Here is a 16,292-nt window from a genome sequence, read left to right as displayed (position 1 = left end):
CTCCTAAAACAGGTTTGATAAGTCTGAGAGGGTGACTTCGGGCTCTACGGGGACAGGGGGCGGGGCTTCCACCTTACTCACTTGAGCGATCGGGGGTTGGCCTGCCCAAGGAAGACTGGCACAGAAGTCCTTGACCGATAGGCACCAGAGGCACAGACTCGGTTCAAGGGAGATGGCTTGATCCGGACGGCCTTCCCAATTGAGTTGGCGGAAGAAGGTTTCTACCGACCACGCCGCCCAAGGGGTAGCAGGGGCAGCCATTGAGGGAGCGGCAATTTCCTCCTCGGGGGGTGGTGAGAGAGGGGCCAAGACGACCCCAACCCCTTCCCAGTTCATGCGACCAAAGAAGTCCTTGACAGGGTAGCTTGGCCACGGTGTGGGACTCGTGGGGGCGATCGCCCCTTTGGCCTCAAGACCCAGCCAGTTGACCCGCTGCCAAAATTCGCCGATTTTTAGGGATTGCCAATTGAGGACCCCCGCTGCCGCCACCGGCTGCTGGCGCACCAGGCCCAGCCAGTTTAGTTCCTCAAAGAATTCAGCAACGGCTTGCTGTTGCCAATTACCGTTGAGGTTTTCCATAGACCAGTTCTCCACTGCGGAGGCGTCTTTCAATATCTTTGGCGGAAGCTCCCTCGTTTTGCCAGAAGGCAGCGGCATCAATGCGATCCTGTTTGCCGAGAAGGAACTTGCAGTAGGTTTCCCCCATAGCGTAGCACTGGATTTCAATACAACTGAGTTCCTTTTGAACTAAGCCACTGAAGAAACCGGCAAAGAGGCCTGCATAGAGGTGGCACACGGGTCGGCCAACATCCCCCAAGGTACGCGCCACAACCGAATCAAAGATATTGATGAACATGAAGCCGTGCTTTTGCTCGCTGAGATCCACTTCCCAGTTCCCCCAGCCTTGGGTTGTGCAGGGCCACCACCAAGCTTCGAGGACATAGGAAAGCCGCATTTGCTTGATCCCCTGCTCATAGCCATATTCACTGGGAAACCACTCTGCAAAAAACTGGGCATCGCACCGCCCCCATTCTTCGCCAATTTTGTACATAACGACGCTGGAAGCAGGGCCAACTTCCTCTTCCAGGCCTTCAATGAGGCCAATGATGAAGTCTTCGGTGACTAGGAGGTTGCGGGCATTGTTCCAATCAGTGTAGGTACCGCGATCGCTATCGAATTGAAAGAAGTCCCAAAAAGCGTAGTGATGGTGGCGTTTCGGGTATTTTTTGCGCAGGAGATGGTTAACACTGGAGCGATCGCCAGCGGCGGCTTGGGATCGGGAACGGGTCATGGTCATAGGGGGACTCCATCAAATAGGGTCAGGAATATCGACAAAGACACTGGAGAACTTAAGTCAAAAAACATAGAAGCAATCATTGCGCAAAAAGCAATTAGACGAGAAATACGTCATGGTTCAAAGCAAGGCAACGAATTCCACTCTTCCTTGCCTCAGCATTACTGCTGCTTCAATCATGACTGATCTATCTTTGCGTGGGCAGTTGTTCTTAATTGAATTTAGTAATTCTGTTACTACCCTTAATGTTGTTTAATGTAGGTGGATCGCTTTGAGCCTTGCTTCCGTAGAAATACGGATTTAGAGGGGTTAAATTTGATCTCCGAGTATAAAAAAGTATCAAGTCTATGAAGATGGACACAGGGGCACTAACGTTTCAACAAAAAATTTATTGGCTAGTGAAGCAAATTCCCCTAGGGCGTGTGGCTACCTATGGCCAAATTGCCGCCCTGTGTGGCTGGCCTCGCCATGGGCGCTATGTGGGCTATGCCCTCTATCGGGTGGCACCCAATTCTGACATTCCATGGCACCGCGTGGTCAATGCCCAAGGCAAAATTTCCTATGCGCCCCAACGCCGCGGGACAGATGAATTACAGCGCTGGCGCCTAGCGGCAGAGGGGATTATTTTTACGGCGGGCGATCGCATTAACTTGAGGCGCTACCAATGGCAGCCCCCCGCCACGGTGTATCAACAGTTGATTTGGCCAGAGGGGGCAGCAACAGATTCTGCAAAAGCAAAAGTGGGATGAGCATAGGCAGGATATCAATTCTGTCCCTTGTTACCATATTCCTTAGTGCTGCGCCTCTAATCTGCCATGACCGTTGCCTATTTTGACTGCCCCGCTGGTGTGGCTGGGGATATGTGCTTGGGTGCCCTCCTTGATTTGGGGGTTCCCCTTGACTATCTCCAAAGCCAATTGGCAAAGTTAGGGATTGCCAATGAGTTTGAGTTGACCACGGAAACGGTGCAGCGCAGGGGCCAGCGGGGGTTAAAAGCACAGGTACATCTGCGCGATCGCCACGGCCATCACCATCGCCATTGGCCAGAGATTGCCGACCAAATCTGCGCCGCCCATCTGCCCGATCGCGCCCGCGACTGGAGCCTTAAGGTGTTTGAAGCCTTGGCCATTGCGGAAGGGGCCGTACACGGCATTGAGCCAGAAAAAGTGCATTTCCATGAAGTGGGGGCGGTGGATGCCCTTGTGGATATTGTTGGCACCTGCTTAGGGTTGGATTATCTCGATGTGCGTCAGGTTTACTGCTCGGCTCTACCCACCGGGGGCGGAACGGTCAAGGCAGCCCATGGTCAACTGCCGGTGCCGGTGCCTGCGGTGCTAGAACTCTGCCAAAGGTACCGCGTCCCCCTCTATAGCAATGGCATCGAAAAAGAACTGGTCACACCGACGGGAGCTGCCCTAGTTTGTGCCCTGAGTGCGGGTTTTGGTGCGCCTCCCGCCATGACCCTCCAGCGGGTAGGACTCGGTGCTGGCACTCAAGAGTTGCCCCTACCCAATCTCTTGCGCCTCTGGTTGGGAACGGTACCCGCCCCCCCAGAAACAGGAACGGCAAAAACGATTGTGGAACTGCAAACCCAACTGGATGACATGCCCCCCCAAGCCCTTAGCTATGCCTGCGAACAACTCTATGCCGCCGGTGCCCTTGAGGTCTTTTGTCAGCCGATAACGATGAAAAAATCGCGCTTAGGGGTGTTGGTTACAGTACTGTGTCCCCCCAGTGCTGAGGCTGCCTGTGTGCAGACACTCTTCCGGGAAACCACAACCCTGGGGCTACGGCGTCAAGTACAGGAGCGCTATATTCTAGAGCGGCAAATGCGGGAAATCCCAACCCCCTTTGGGACAGTGCGGGTGAAAGTAGCGGAGCACCAAGGACAGCGGCTCAATGTCCAGCCGGAATACGAAGACTGTGCCGCCCTTGCTCGTCAACATCAGCAACCTTGGCAGGTGGTCTATCAAGAGGCTTTGGCAGTGGCACTGAAACTGTGGCCCTTAGGCTAGCTTCGGTTTAATAAAGACAATGGCCTGCTTCCAAATAATTGTGGGTTGATCATAGTGATCGACAACGCAGAGGCAATTCATATCCTGCCAGCGCACTTTACCAACCACGAGATCGCTGGTGCTGAGCTTGACTTCAACCTCGGTGCTATCTTTAATGAAGGTCTGTACTTGGCGAATGCTAGGCAGTGCCGTGTTAAATTCATCCGTCATTGGTTTTCCCTCTCTTACTTTTTCAATTCTATGAGCCTATCTTTTCAGAAGTACCAAGGGTTAGGTAACGATTTCCTCCTCATTGATAATCGCCATCAGGAAGAGCTGCTCTTAACCCCGGAACAAGCCCAATTCTGGTGCGATCGCCACTTTGGCGTCGGGGCCGATGGTGTCATTTTTTTACTGCGGGGAACTGGGGAAAGCGACTACCGCATGCGGATGTACAACGCTGATGGCTCCGTGGCGCAAATGTGCGGCAATGGCATTCGCTGTTTGGCCAAGTTCATTTTTGCCCTTGAGGGTCGCTCTGCTGGTGAAATTGTCCGCTACCGCATTGACACCCTGGCCGGTCTCATTGTACCGGAGGTACAGGCGGATGGTCAGGTCACGGTGGATATGGGCAAACCCCGACTTTTGGCGCAGCAGATTCCCACCACCTTAGCAGCCGCAGATCAAAAGGTGGTTGATGTCCCCCTAACGGTGGGCGATCGCCAGTGGTTGGTGACCTGCGTGAGTATGGGCAATCCCCACTGTGTCACCTTTGTGGAGGATGTGGCTGCCCTAGATTTAGCCGTCCTTGGTCCACAGTTTGAGCATCACCCCGCTTTTCCCCAGCGCACCAATACTGAGTTTGTGCAAGTCCTAGGGAGCGATCGCCTGCGGATGCGCGTCTGGGAACGGGGAGCCGGTATGACCCTTGCCTGTGGAACGGGGGCCTGTGCCACCCTCGTCGCTGCTGTTTTGACCGGTTGCCTGAGTCCTGGGGGCGATCAAGCCCAAGCCACGGTTGAACTGCCAGGGGGTGATCTCCAGATTCGCTGGGATTTACCTAGCCAACATCTGTATATGACCGGACCTGCCCTCGCAGTCTTTAGCGGTACCTTGCCCTAGGTGAGCGATGACCCGTCGGCGACAACTGTGGTATTACCCTCTTTTTCAGATTCCCCTCATTCTCTTCATAGGCTGTGTCCTCCTGGCGCTGCTCTTCTCGCTGTTGAATTGGGGACGCCCCAGTGTCGCCCTTGTTCTCGCCCTTGATCTCAGCGGCAGTACGTTTGGCAATCATCCATTGCAATTTAATCAACCACAAACCGCCCTGGCCCAACAGGTGCTCGCTGCCAAGCGCTACTTACAACGCAACCAACGGGATCTGGCAAATCCCAACGCAGTGATGATCCACGGCTTTGGTCGCAATGTGGTGTTTCTTACGCCCCGGTTTGAGACCAATAGTGATCTGCTCCTCACCCAACTCGATCAAGCCCTCAATCGCAGTGATTTGTTAACGCAGGTGGATCCGACTGCCAAAAATCTTTCGGGGGCGATCGCCATCGCCACCCAACAACTGCAACAACTGCCCAATCGCTGCCGTGAACTGCTCCTCATTACCCATGGTGCAGCCCCTGTAGACGCGGGGGTGGTTGCCACTGCCCGTCAGCAACGGGTGAAAATCAATGCCATTGTCCTGGGTGATCAGGCTCCGCAACTGGCTGCAGCCACCGCAGCCACGGGTGGGCAATACCGCTCTGCCCCCGTCGCCCTTCTCGAGGAAGTGGTGGGCCAAACCTTTTTTGAAAGCGTCAATCGCAACCCCCGCTGGCCAATCTTTTGGGGTGGCATGGCCGTCGTTTGTTTCATGTGGCTTGTGGTCTTGCCCTTGGATCGCTGGGTATTGCAGGGGTGGTTGCATTTACCCATGAATCTGGCGGGTCAAATTGCCTTGCTCAATGCTTTTTTCTGGACCGTGGCAATTCCCGTGATTCTCTGGCGATTTCCGGGCTGGCCCTTTGTGCAAACCTGTTGAGGAGCAAGGAGGAGCCCCTATGAAGCGGCAGTGGTGGTTCTTGGTGGGCATGGTTGCCCTAGGACTGATGTTGGGCAGTAGCCAAGGGAATTGGGAGTCCTTGGCAGGTCCCCCAAACCTGACGCGCGACAATATCCAATTGCCACCAGCGGTTCGCTATCCGTTGCCCCCCTCCCTGGCGAAGATTCCTAGGCAAGGCGAAGATTATTTTGAGGCAGTCCAACCGGTGGACGTGGGCTATTTACTGTGGACTCAGTTCCCAGTCACCGTTGCCATTGACCCCCCCCAGTGGGATCCCAACCATGTGTGGCAAGCAGCCGCAGTACAGGCAGTAGCGGAGTGGTCAGTCTATTTGCCCTTAGAAATTGTTGATCCGGGCCGCCCTGCCAATATTCGCCTCCTCTCGCAGCGACCCACGGATCAAAATCACCGCCGCGCTCGCTTTGCTGAAACGAGCTATGAACTCTTTGTGGATAGCCAAGGGGTGCTGCGCCATCGCTGCCGCGTCGTGGTGCGTCCTAGCCAAGCTGCTAAGTTCGTCCTTGGGGCGCTGCGCCATGAACTGGGTCATGCCCTTGGCATTTGGGGGCATAGCCCCCTGCCCACTGATGCCCTCTATTTTGCCCAGGTAGCGGATCCGCCCCCGATTTCGCAGCGGGATGCGAATACCCTGCGGCGGGTCTATGAGCAACCCACCCGGTTGGGACAGCGACTATCAGAATTGACGCCCCATGGATGAATCCTTAATCCTTTGGGGCATCCTATTGACCCTGACGGCCCTCGGGCTATGGCTAGAGCATCGCTTTCGCTGGGCAGCACGGTTGGGGTCTTCACTGATCATTTTGATTTTGGCGGCCGTCTGCGCCAATGTTGGTATTCTTCCCCAGCAATCTGCGGTCTATGACACCATCTACGACACCATGACCTCGTTGGCGATTGTCTGGCTACTGCTGCTGGTAAATTTACAGGATGTGCGGCGCTTGGGGCGATCGGCCCTGTTGGCCTTTGGCCTTGCCAGTTTTGGCACCTTGGTGGGTGCGTTCCTTGCCAGTGTACTGTTCCATAGTCGGTTTTTGGAGGATACCCCCCGCTTGGCGGGAAGTTTGGCAGCCAGCTATATTGGCGGCAGCCTGAACTTTGTGGGGGTGGGGCGCGCCCTGAACCTTTCGGATTTGCTCTTTAGTGCGGCCACGACGGCAGATAACCTGCTCACGGCCATTTGGCTGGCAACCACGCTGAGTCTGCCTTCGCTGTTGGCGCGCTTTTATCCACCCCAGGAGGAGGGGGAAGCGGTTACCGTCACCTCCCTGCCCACCGCCTCAGCGATCGCTCCCCTAGATTTAGCGATTCTCCTCAGCTTGGCCGTGGCTGTCTTGGTCCTGTCAAGGGCACTGCAGCAGTTTTGGCCGCTCGTTCCCACCATTGTCTGGCTCACCACCCTCAGCTTAGCATTGGCGCAATTTCAGTGGATGCGCTATCTGCGGGGCACGGGGGCTTTGGGGATGTTTGGCCTGAATCTTTTTTTTACAGTGATTGGTGCCGGTACCCATGTGCCATCCCTAATTCCGGTGGGACTGGAAATGATTCTCTTTACCACTGTGATTGTTGTTAGCCACGGTCTTGTCACCTTTGGTCTGGGAGCCCTCCTGAAGTTGGATGTGGAACTGTTGGCTCTTGCCTCCCAAGCGGCTATTGGCGGGCCTACCACTGCCGTTGCCCAAGCCACTGGTCGGCATCAGCCCCAATTGCTAGGTGTAGGGATGATATTGGGATTGCTGGGATACGCGATCGCCAACTATTTGGGATTGGCCCTTGCCCAAGTTCTGGGCTGGATTGGCCTAGGGTAGGCTGACGAGAACAAACAAACTGAGTTCCAAGCGGGTCAGGAGGGCTTGCAGTTGTTGTCGTGCCACCCTTGGTTCAATGGGTTCGAGTGTGAGCGGGTCAAGGGGTGCCAAGCGTTGATAGCGATCGCACAAGTCTGGAAAAGCCAAGGGGTGATCAAACAGGGGCAGTAGGGTTGCCAGCCCAAGGGCATCCACATAGACAGGGGTGGGACTAGAGAAGGACATAAACGTGCCCAGATCCACAATCATGCGGTCATTGAGGTACCCCAGCCATTTTTCCTTGATTGCCTCCGTGCACAGTTGCGGATGTAGATGAATCGTACTTTGATCCCACTGCTCCTCAGACCATTCCCCTAACTCAGGTAGAGAGGCACGGGGTTGCGGACTACACCAAAAATCCAAGAGGCGATGCACCGGATGCAGCAGCTCATACATCTCCAACTGCACCGACTGCGGCACATCGGGTAGGCTCAAGGCCAAAAAGGTGGGCAGGTTTTCTGGGTCTTTGAAGAGATCCACCAGATTCCAGTGGCGCCAGTTCACCATGGCAATAAATTCCAAACCCGCTGCTTCTAGGTATTGAAACAGTTGGCGAATCGTGCTTCCTTTATCTCCCACCAGTAGATGATTCGCCAAGAGCGCCTCACTACCCTCCTCCTGTTCATAGCGGGGGTTCCAGGTGCGGGCTTTGAGATCCACACCATCCTTGAGTTCTTTCATGATCTCGCGGACGATGTCCATTTCCATTTCTTCAGGATTTTCGTCCATCAAGCCCATCAGCTTAAAGAGATTTTGGGCACGAAAGAAGGGGAAGCGTTGCAGCGCGCTGTGGAGATTACTACGGAGAATGCCATCGGGCTTAAGGACACTTTTGAGGGCATTGAGGCCTTCAACGGGGTCAGGCAGCAAATATAACACCTCATCGCAATTGATGTAGTCAAACTGCTCGCCCCAACTGGGCAAATCCAAAATGGAGCGCACCTCAAAGTAAACGTTATCAAAGTGATGGAACTTGAGCCGATCCGCCGCCAACTTCACAGATTCAGGGGATAGATCAATACCGACAATTTCGGCGCCGGGGTTAGCGATCGCCAGGACTAAGGACTTATAGCCCGTGCCACAGCCGGCATCGAGAATCCGCTTACCTTTGGTCTCTGGTACCCGATGATCCCGCACATAAAAGGGGGTCACTAAATCGTGGACAAAAAGAACGTTCGGGTCATCCTTGGGCGTTTTGTCAATGGCCACACGGGGATAGGGACCATAGTCGAATTGGCGGCGAATTTTCTCTAGATCATCCGTAGCGGCCATCCCTCTCTCCCGAGCAGTTGGTTTCTCTGTGAAATTGGTACTACAAAATGACGGGGTTGCAGATAACTGCGTAGCAAGTTTTAACGGCCTCTGGGGAATTCACGATCGCCTGGTAGGGGCAGTAGAAGACCGGCCATAAAGCGCAATAGCAAACGCTTCAACGGCGGCAAGAGGCACAACAGCCCCAGCCCGCAGCGGCGTACTGCCACCAAAGGCCACCCTGTATTGGAAAACAGACGGTTCAGGAAGTCGGTAAAGGCCAGGGTCAAGACATTTTGCCACCAGCGTTGGCGGTGAAAGTGCATCAGGTGTCGGCGATCGCCAATTTCCTCAAGGGGGCTAGCCAAAATCTGCTGTGCCAGATTCCATACATCCCGTAGTCCCAAATTGAGTCCTTGTCCCCCCACGGGATGGCAGCGGTGGGCTGCATCGCCAATAACCACAAAGCGATCCGCCGCGTAGGAGTTAACTTGCATGAATTGGGCTGGAAAGACAAAGCGATCGCCCACAGCCGTAATCTCCGCCATCTGGGGATCAAGATAGGGCTGAAGTGTTGCCAAAAAGCTGCGATCGTCGAGGGCAGCAACGGCTTCCGCCTCTGGGTGGGGCAGTGTCCAAACCACTCGATAGCGATTCCGCGGTAGGGGTAGCACGCCCATTGGTCCTGTCGGCCAAAAGCGCTCGTAGGCAATCACAGGTTGGGGATGGGCAACATCGAGGGTGGCAACCACACAGGACTGAGGATATTGCCATCCCTTAGGTTCAATCCCCATCTGCTGCCGTAGGGGAGACTTGCCACCATCTGCGGCGACCACTAAACGGGCTGCCAAGTGAGCCACCTTGGGTTCCCCAGGGTCACCAGAAATGAGGGTCAACTGAGCGCGATCGCCGTGGACTTCGTTGGTCACTACCCGCCACGGGCAGTAGAACGTGACATTGCCGGCAGACTGTAAAACGCTCTGCAGGGTCTCGGCGATCGCTGAGTGCTCACCCACATAACCAAGGGCTTCCGTGCCCAGATCTGCTGGGGAAAAGTGAACTGTCAAGGGAAACCGTTCATCGGAGAGTTGCACCACCTCAAAGGGCTGCACATGGGGCATAAGCTTATCCCACACCCCGATTTCCTCAAAGAAGTAACGAGACACTTGGTGCAGGGCATAGGCTTGACCCTTGGTGTTTTCCCGCCTGTAGGGAGTTGCCTCAATGAGGGCGATCGCTAGCCCACTGTTGCGTAGCGCACAGGCCAGACTGAGACCCACAATCCCGGCACCGACAATCGCCACATCCACCGCGGGCAGATCTTGAGGAGAAGCAACCAGCGACTGTTCTGAGGGTGCAAAGGCCGATGTCATCACTGTTTTGATTTAGGCACAAAAAACACATGCCCCTTTATTCTAAGGAATCTGCACGATTGCCGGAAAGGTACAGCAATGGCAGACTAGGGGCAGAGCACTGATGGCATCACTATTCCTATGACCCCAGAAGCTGAGATTCGTCGTCTGCTTGATCTGATGCCGGCGTCGGCACGGATGCGCTGTAAGTTGGTTGCTCGACCGCAACAAAGCCAAGTCCTGCGCTACCGGCCCCCTCTCCCTTGGGGCGATCGCCCGATTGAAATTAACTTTCGCCTGTGGCAGCATCTCGATACCCCAGAGCGGGATCTGTTACTGCTGCGGGCAGTGGCCTGGTTTGACACCACTGGCTTGATCAAACTTGACCTCTACCAAGGGCTAACGGTGGCCGGCTTAGGGGGTACGGTCTTGCAGGTCCTCCAAGCAGACCCCATCGGTATTTTGGTGGCGGGGGGGCTAACCACCTTTGCGGGGCTGCAAGTGTGGCAAAATACGCGGGGGATTCCCGTGGAGGTGGCGGCTGATCGCCAGGCCCTGCTCTTGGCACAACGGCGCGGCTACAGTGAACAAGAGGCCGCCAAAGCGCTCCTTTCAGGGGTCTCTCGGGTGGCAGCGTTGGAACGCCGTCCCGTTCTGGATGTCACTGAACTGATTCGCTGCCAAAACCTGCGCCAGTTGGCGGGTGAGTCCGAAGTCAAAGTTCCAGTTTAGGGCACTTGCAAACTTTGCCAGTACAAAACGCCTGCCTGTACCACACCAATTAAAAAGCCAAGAATGCCCCCCAAGCGGACAATCGCTTGCAACTCACTGCGAACAATACCCTGAATTGCTAGTTCGAGATTTTCCGGGGAGGTGGCCTTGACCCGATCCACAATTACCCGATCCAAATCCAAAATCGGAATCGCCCGCTCAACGATCAGTTCCATATCCCGTTCCAGATAGCGATCGAGCACCAAAGCCAATTCATCGCTGACCACTTCTAAGGAGGCACCCAGACTCGCCGAATCTCGCAGTCGCCGCAAAATACTCAGGGAAATCGTTTCCCACTCCACCGTTTGACTCACCGTTTCAATGACGCTAGCGCCCTGCTCTTGGATATAACTGCGCACCGTCTGCCGAAACAGTTGCCGTAGCTCCCGCACCGTGCCGAGGGGCAAACTTTGCAGGGTGAGATTTTGCAGGGCTTCCACCAAGCGCTGCCGCAGTGCCAATGCCGTAATCAAGTCGCCGAGGCGGCGGTTACAGGCCTCCCGTTCATTGAGACAATACTCCCGTAGACGAATCAACGTATTGCGCACGCCCACAAGATTAGCCACGACCCAGTAGGTGCCACTGGTATTTTGCCGTAGCTCTTGATCGAGGACATTAATGGTGCGATCGGTGAGAAAGTCAATTATTGCCAATCGCAGGCGATCCGGGGGCAACATAACCGACAGCAGCCAATCCGCTAGTTTCTCCGCCTGCTCATCACTCAGTTGCAGCTCCACTAATACCTGATCAAACAATTGATTGAGTTGCGGCTCCAAAAAATCTTCCCGCCGCGACCACACCTTCATCAAACGGGGCAAGGCACTGCCAAAAAAATCCCGCAGAATATTCGCCAAAACTTGGGCCGATCGCTGTTCACTTTGAGCCTGAATTTGGCTAAGACTGGTTTGTAGGAGCCAATGGATGACCGCCTTCACCCGTTGCACTTGCAACAGACGCCGCGCTAAGTTTTGCAGCTCTTCGGGCGTTAAGAGGGAACCTAGAATCGCATCGGCAATTCGACGGGCCAGCCGCTCCTGATTGCGGGGGATGAGACCAGGAGTAAAGGGGACTTGCTTGCCGCCTATATAAATTGGCTTGTAGGGGCGAAAGAGCATTGTAATTGCTAAATCATTCGTAAAGTAGCCGATGACCCCCCCCGCCAACGGTGGTACAAGCAATGTCCAATAGCTGATGTCTGCCAATGCTGGCCTACGCCTCCTCTATTTGCTGACAACTTTTTTCCTAGGCATTGCACAGGGGAGTCACACCCCTCTTGGCGCCGGATTATCCCTGCCTTTGCCGCAGGGGCTGTGGCTATCACCTCTGTTGGTCATAGGCCCTCAAAAGTTTACAGCCGACGAATGGCATCAATCAGAACTTCTGGCGGTTGCACCCCTTCCCAGCGCTGGAGTTCACGGCCTCGGTGGAAAAGAATCAATGTGGGCAGGGCCTGAACGTGGTGTTGACTGGTCAGTTGAGGATAGCGCTCAGAATCAATTTTGACCACCTCGACCTCGGATTTCAAATATTTCTTGACCTGCTCTAAAATAGGAGCCATCATTCGGCAAGGGCCACACCAGTCGGCATAAAAGTCAACCAAGAGGGGCTTATCCGTTGTGGCTAGGAGATCGCTAAAGCTACTAAATTGACGTGTGGTTGCCATAGTCACTTCCGATCAAGACTCTACCCTCATCATAGACACAGGGCAAACGAATCAGCGAAAGGATCGCCGCTCCAGTCTAAATAGGGGGGAAAAAGGCGCTATTGTTGAGGTTGAGCGCTCTGTTGTCATTGCTACTGGATGCTCGTTACTGCTTCTACCTCTCGTCCCAGTCGCTGGCTGCTGTTTCGCCGTATTAGTCAAATTGTGGGGGTACTGGGGCAATTTGGGACTCAACTGCTGTGGGACTATACTTGGCGGCGGCGGAGCGATCGCGCTCAATCCCAACGGGCCCGTTGGCTCGTACAGCAATTGTTGGTTTTGGGACCGACGTTTATCAAAATTGGTCAATTTCTCTCGACTCGATTTGATCTGTTGCCCCCGGCCTATATTGAGGCCCTGAGGAAACTACAGGATCAGGTACCCCCCTTTGATTCGCGGCGGGCGATCGCCCTCATTGAGGAGCATTTGGGGCAATCCCTTGGGGATCTCTACGCCACATTTGATCCAAAACCCCTTGCAGCAGCCAGTCTCGGCCAAGTCCATCGGGCCAGGCTCCATAGTGGTGAAGAGGTGGTTGTGAAGGTACAACGCCCACAACTGGAGGCGCAACTGTATCTGGACTATCTGGCCATTGGTGAACTCATTCGCTGGGGCGATCGCTGGCTACCCTTTCTTCGTGCCTACGGCCTCCAAGAGATCTATGAGGAGTTTTTTAGTATCCTACTGCGGGAAATTGATTACGTTCAAGAAGGGCAAAATGCCGATCGCTTTCGTGCCAACTTTGCCCAAGACCCCCATATTCGCGTTCCTAAGGTCTATTGGACCCATACCTGCCGCTATGTCTTGACGATGGAGTATCTCCCCGGCATACGCATTGACAATCGCGCCGCCATCGAAGCCTTTGGCTTGAATCCCCAGATCATTAACCAGCGGGGAATTTGTTGCTATCTCAAGCAGTTATTGATGGATGGCTTCTTCCACGCCGATCCGCATCCAGGGAATTTGGCGGTGACCAAAGAGGGGGATCTCATCTTCTATGACTACGGCATGATGACGGAAGTGCCAGCCCTGAATCAGCAGCAGATGGTGCGAACATTTTTTGCCGTACTGCAAAAGGATAGCGATCGCGTGATTGCTGCCTTGATGGAACTGGGGCTGTTGCTGCCTGTCACTGATAGAGCTCCCCTACAACGGATTATGCAATTGATTCTCGATCGATTTACTGAACGGCCGGTGGATTTAGCCGCCTTTAAAGAACTGCAACAGGATGTCTATGCCCTTTTTGAGCAGCAACCCTTTCGCCTACCGGCAAAGATGACCTACATTCTTAAGTCCCTCACAACCCTCGATGGCATTGCCCGCAGCTTAGACCCTGAGTACAACCTAAGTGCTGCTGCCCAACCCTTTGTTAAGGAATTGATGCGTCATTCACGGCCGGGCTGGCGAGAATTGATTCATCAAACCCAAACCCTCATCAACCAGCGACGACAGCAGCCCAGTCGAGTTGAAGTGCGGCTGCAACAGTTAGAGGATCGCTTGGCTCGCGGCGAACTACAAGTCTCTGTGCGTTATCCGACGATGGAGCGGCAACTGCGGCGGCTAGAAAGTTTGTTGATCTGTTTGGTTTATCTGGGGTTGGCTGGTTTTACCCTCTTGGCGGGGGCAATGTTGTGGTCAGCCAAAGCCCCGGGGGGAGCGATCGCCCTCTTTACAGTAGCGGCACTGGCGGGTTTGGCACTCCTGCGCAGTTGGCTTCGCTTCCTCTGGTTATGCCGCTGGCAATAGGTGAACTACAGTGAACTAGGATGATTCCTTGAGGGCACGGCGAAAGCCGAGCGCAATCAGGATATTCGCTAATGTCAGAAAAAATTCTGCCCCCCCGTGCAACCCATCTACATTGGCTAGTGTTGTGCCATAGACGCTTTGGGCATAGAGGCCCGCTGGAATCGTGATGGCCACAAAGACCAGTGTCCCATAGAAGCCCATCAGGGCTAAACGGGGTGTGTTGGGGTTGCGGGTCATGAAGTACAAAAACCCCAAATAGGGCAACAGCGAGAGGGCAAAAAAGGTATTCGTGAGCATTAGCGGCGTGCCAGCTTCTTGCTCATTTTCCGCAGGCGAATGGATTGGGGCGTTACCTCCACCAACTCATCGGGGCCAATGTACTCCAGTGCCCGCTCTAGGCTCATTTCCACGGGGGCTTGCAGTTGTACCAGTTCATCCCCGGTTGAGGAGCGAAAGTTGGTGAGTTGTTTGGCTTTGCAGACATTGATTTCCAAATCCTGGGGGCGGTTGTGCTCACCAACAATCATGCCCTTATAGACTTTGGTACCGGGGGTAATGAAAAAGACACCGCGATCTTCGGCATTTTTCAGGGCATAGAAGGTGGCCGTGCCCTCCTCAAAGGCAATCAAGACACCATTGCGCCGGGTACTGATCTCACCGGCGAGGGGACGATAGTCCAGGAAGCTGTGGTTCATAATCCCTTCGCCGCGCGTTAGGCGCATAAACTCCCCCCGGAAACCAATGAGACCGCGAGCCGGAATCACAAACTCCAGTTGAGTGCGGCCATTGCCTCCTACCTGCATATCCTGCATTTCACCGCGGCGCTGGCCTAGGCGCTCAATACAGCCGCCAACGGCTTCATCGGGAACGTCGAGGACCAAGCATTCGTAGGGTTCACAGGGCTGGCCATTGACCTCACGGTAGATCACCTGTGGCTGGGAGACCTGGAATTCGTAGCCTTCGCGGCGCATCGTTTCAATGAGAATGCCAAGGTGCAATTCACCCCGACCCGAAACGGCAAAGCGATCGGGGGAGTCCGTTTCTTCAACCCGCAGGGCCACATTGGTTTCCAACTCCCGAAAGAGGCGATCGCGCAACTGCCGCGAGGTCACAAAGGTTCCCTCCTGACCGGCAAAGGGGGAGTCGTTGACTGCAAAGGTCATTTGCAGGGTCGGTTCATCCACCTTGATTAGGGGTAGGGCTTGGGGGTTGTTGGGGTCGGTAACGGTTTCGCCAATGTTGGCATCACTAAAGCCGGCGATCGCCACAATATTGCCCGCACTGGCCGTGTCTAATTCAATTCGCTTGAGGCCCTCAAAGCCCAAGAGTTTGGTAATCTTTGCCTTGACAATTTGGCCATTATCCTTGACTAAGGCTGCCTGCTGCCCCACTTGGATCGTGCCATTGTGAATCTTGCCAATCACAATCCGCCCTAGGTACTCCGAATAATCCAAGGTTGTCACCTGAAGTTGCAGCGGCGCATTGGGATTGCCCACTGGCGGTGGAATATGGCGGACAATGGCTTCAAAGAGGGGCTGCATATCCTTGCCTTCTTCATCTAGATTGGTTTTTGCATAGCCCGCCAAGCCCGAAGCAAAAAGATAAGGAAACTCACACTGATCGTCATCTGCCCCCAGCTCAATGAAGAGGTCCAACACCTTATCGATGGCTTTGTAGGGTTCCGCCTGGGGCCGGTCAATTTTATTGACAACCACAATGGGTCGCAGACCTTTCTCAAGGGCTTTTTTTAGAACAAACCGCGTTTGGGGCATCGGCCCTTCGTTGGCATCCACAATCAGCAAGCAACCTTCCACCATGCCGAGAACACGCTCTACTTCACCACCAAAATCGGCGTGGCCGGGGGTATCGACAATGTTAATCGTCAAGTCTTTGTAGCGAACCGCAGTATTTTTGGCCAGAATCGTAATGCCCCGCTCGCGCTCCAGATCATTGGAGTCCATGACGCACTCAGGAATGTCTTCCCCTTCGCGAAAGGCACCCGACTGGCGCAGCAGGGCATCCACCAGCGTGGTTTTGCCGTGGTCAACGTGGGCGATAATGGCAACATTACGAATCGGCAGACTCATAGCGACTTCCTGCGGTTCTTGTAATAGAGCGTTGAGGAGTGTGACAAACCTTTACAATCCTAGCGCAGTTTGGTTAAGGGAATCGTGGCCCATATCCTCCCGCCCTTCAAGGGTGAAGCTTCCTACTGCGCTACGGTGAAGCTTCCTACTGCGCTACCCACAGATCGCGCCTTGGGT

At 54.6% G+C, this 16,292-nt stretch carries 17 protein-coding genes; 8 read left to right on the top strand and 9 right to left on the bottom strand.

Annotation, left to right across the window (positions count from 1 at the left end):
- Positions 1-3 precede the first annotated feature (3 nt).
- Entirely contained in the window at positions 4-579 is a 576-nt protein-coding gene (locus tag TLL_RS11665) for a hypothetical protein (protein ID WP_164921017.1), read from the bottom strand.
- Complete coding sequence (locus tag TLL_RS11660) at positions 560-1,297, bottom strand: V4R domain-containing protein (RefSeq protein ID WP_011058131.1); 738 nt, start codon at positions 1,295-1,297, stop codon at positions 560-562. The genes TLL_RS11665 and TLL_RS11660 overlap by 20 nt, the downstream gene beginning before the upstream one ends.
- A 344-nt stretch (positions 1,298-1,641) precedes the next feature.
- On the opposite strand from TLL_RS11660, the gene TLL_RS11655 reads away from it, so the two are divergent.
- Both TLL_RS11655 and larC read left to right on the top strand, forming a co-directional pair.
- The gene (locus TLL_RS11655) at positions 1,642-2,043 is read left to right on the top strand and encodes an MGMT family protein (protein ID WP_011058130.1); all 402 of its coding nucleotides are present in this window, start codon (positions 1,642-1,644) and stop codon (positions 2,041-2,043) included.
- A 66-nt stretch (positions 2,044-2,109) separates the two neighbouring features.
- On the top strand, positions 2,110-3,309 hold the full coding sequence (gene larC, locus TLL_RS11650; protein ID WP_011058129.1) for a nickel pincer cofactor biosynthesis protein LarC: 1,200 nt from the start codon (positions 2,110-2,112) through the stop codon (positions 3,307-3,309).
- On the opposite strand, the gene TLL_RS11645 is transcribed toward larC, so the two are convergent.
- A complete protein-coding gene (locus TLL_RS11645; protein WP_011058128.1) occupies positions 3,301-3,519 on the bottom strand; it encodes an Hfq-related RNA-binding protein in 219 nt (72 codons plus the stop codon). The genes larC and TLL_RS11645 overlap by 9 nt on opposite strands.
- Positions 3,520-3,549: 30 nt before the next feature.
- On the opposite strand from TLL_RS11645, the gene dapF reads away from it, so the two are divergent.
- From dapF to TLL_RS11625, 4 genes are read left to right on the top strand one after another with little or no spacing between them, the layout of a single operon-like run.
- Positions 3,550-4,410: a diaminopimelate epimerase gene (dapF, locus tag TLL_RS11640; RefSeq protein ID WP_011058127.1), complete on the top strand. Its 861-nt coding sequence runs from the start codon at positions 3,550-3,552 to the stop codon at positions 4,408-4,410.
- A gap of 7 nt (positions 4,411-4,417) precedes the next feature.
- Entirely contained in the window at positions 4,418-5,320 is a 903-nt protein-coding gene (locus TLL_RS11635; RefSeq protein WP_011058126.1) for a VWA domain-containing protein, read from the top strand.
- Positions 5,321-5,339: 19 nt separating this feature from the next.
- A complete protein-coding gene (locus tag TLL_RS11630; RefSeq protein ID WP_011058125.1) occupies positions 5,340-6,059 on the top strand; it encodes a hypothetical protein in 720 nt (239 codons plus the stop codon).
- A complete protein-coding gene (locus TLL_RS11625; protein WP_011058124.1) occupies positions 6,052-7,167 on the top strand; it encodes a DUF819 domain-containing protein in 1,116 nt (371 codons plus the stop codon). Before TLL_RS11630 ends, TLL_RS11625 begins: the two co-directional genes overlap by 8 nt.
- Here the strand turns inward: TLL_RS11625 and TLL_RS11620 are convergent.
- Both TLL_RS11620 and TLL_RS11615 read right to left on the bottom strand, forming a co-directional pair.
- The gene (locus TLL_RS11620) at positions 7,159-8,478 is read right to left on the bottom strand and encodes a class I SAM-dependent methyltransferase (protein WP_011058123.1); all 1,320 of its coding nucleotides are present in this window, start codon (positions 8,476-8,478) and stop codon (positions 7,159-7,161) included. The genes TLL_RS11625 and TLL_RS11620 overlap by 9 nt on opposite strands.
- Positions 8,479-8,558: 80 nt before the next feature.
- Complete coding sequence (locus TLL_RS11615) at positions 8,559-9,830, bottom strand: FAD-dependent hydroxylase (protein ID WP_164921015.1); 1,272 nt, start codon at positions 9,828-9,830, stop codon at positions 8,559-8,561.
- A 120-nt stretch (positions 9,831-9,950) separates the two neighbouring features.
- Between TLL_RS11615 and TLL_RS11610 the strand changes: the two genes are divergently transcribed.
- Positions 9,951-10,541, top strand: a complete 591-nt coding sequence (locus tag TLL_RS11610; RefSeq protein ID WP_011058121.1) for a DUF3318 domain-containing protein — start codon at positions 9,951-9,953, stop codon at positions 10,539-10,541.
- Here the strand turns inward: TLL_RS11610 and TLL_RS11605 are convergent.
- Together TLL_RS11605 and trxA are read right to left on the bottom strand one after the other, a co-directional pair.
- Positions 10,538-11,782: a DUF445 domain-containing protein gene (locus TLL_RS11605; RefSeq protein ID WP_231833781.1), complete on the bottom strand. Its 1,245-nt coding sequence runs from the start codon at positions 11,780-11,782 to the stop codon at positions 10,538-10,540. The genes TLL_RS11610 and TLL_RS11605 overlap by 4 nt on opposite strands.
- Positions 11,783-11,928: 146 nt before the next feature.
- Complete coding sequence (trxA, locus tag TLL_RS11600; RefSeq protein ID WP_164921014.1) at positions 11,929-12,243, bottom strand: thioredoxin; 315 nt, start codon at positions 12,241-12,243, stop codon at positions 11,929-11,931.
- 138 nt (positions 12,244-12,381) lie between these two features.
- Between trxA and TLL_RS11595 the strand changes: the two genes are divergently transcribed.
- Positions 12,382-14,028, top strand: a complete 1,647-nt coding sequence (locus TLL_RS11595; RefSeq protein WP_011058118.1) for an ABC1 kinase family protein — start codon at positions 12,382-12,384, stop codon at positions 14,026-14,028.
- A 15-nt stretch (positions 14,029-14,043) separates the two neighbouring features.
- Here TLL_RS11595 and TLL_RS11590 read toward each other — a convergent pair whose 3' ends face one another.
- The gene (locus TLL_RS11590; protein ID WP_011058117.1) at positions 14,044-14,325 is read right to left on the bottom strand and encodes a DUF3593 domain-containing protein; all 282 of its coding nucleotides are present in this window, start codon (positions 14,323-14,325) and stop codon (positions 14,044-14,046) included.
- Entirely contained in the window at positions 14,325-16,115 is a 1,791-nt protein-coding gene (typA, locus tag TLL_RS11585) for a translational GTPase TypA (protein ID WP_011058116.1), read from the bottom strand. Before typA ends, TLL_RS11590 begins: the two co-directional genes overlap by 1 nt.
- Positions 16,116-16,292: the final 177 nt, after the last annotated feature.

This window comes from Thermosynechococcus vestitus BP-1 (assembly GCF_000011345.1).
Lineage (GTDB): Bacteria > Cyanobacteriota > Cyanobacteriia > Thermosynechococcales > Thermosynechococcaceae > Thermosynechococcus > Thermosynechococcus vestitus.
Note: the sequence above shows the minus strand (reverse complement) of the source record. Positions and strands in the feature narration are given on the sequence as shown.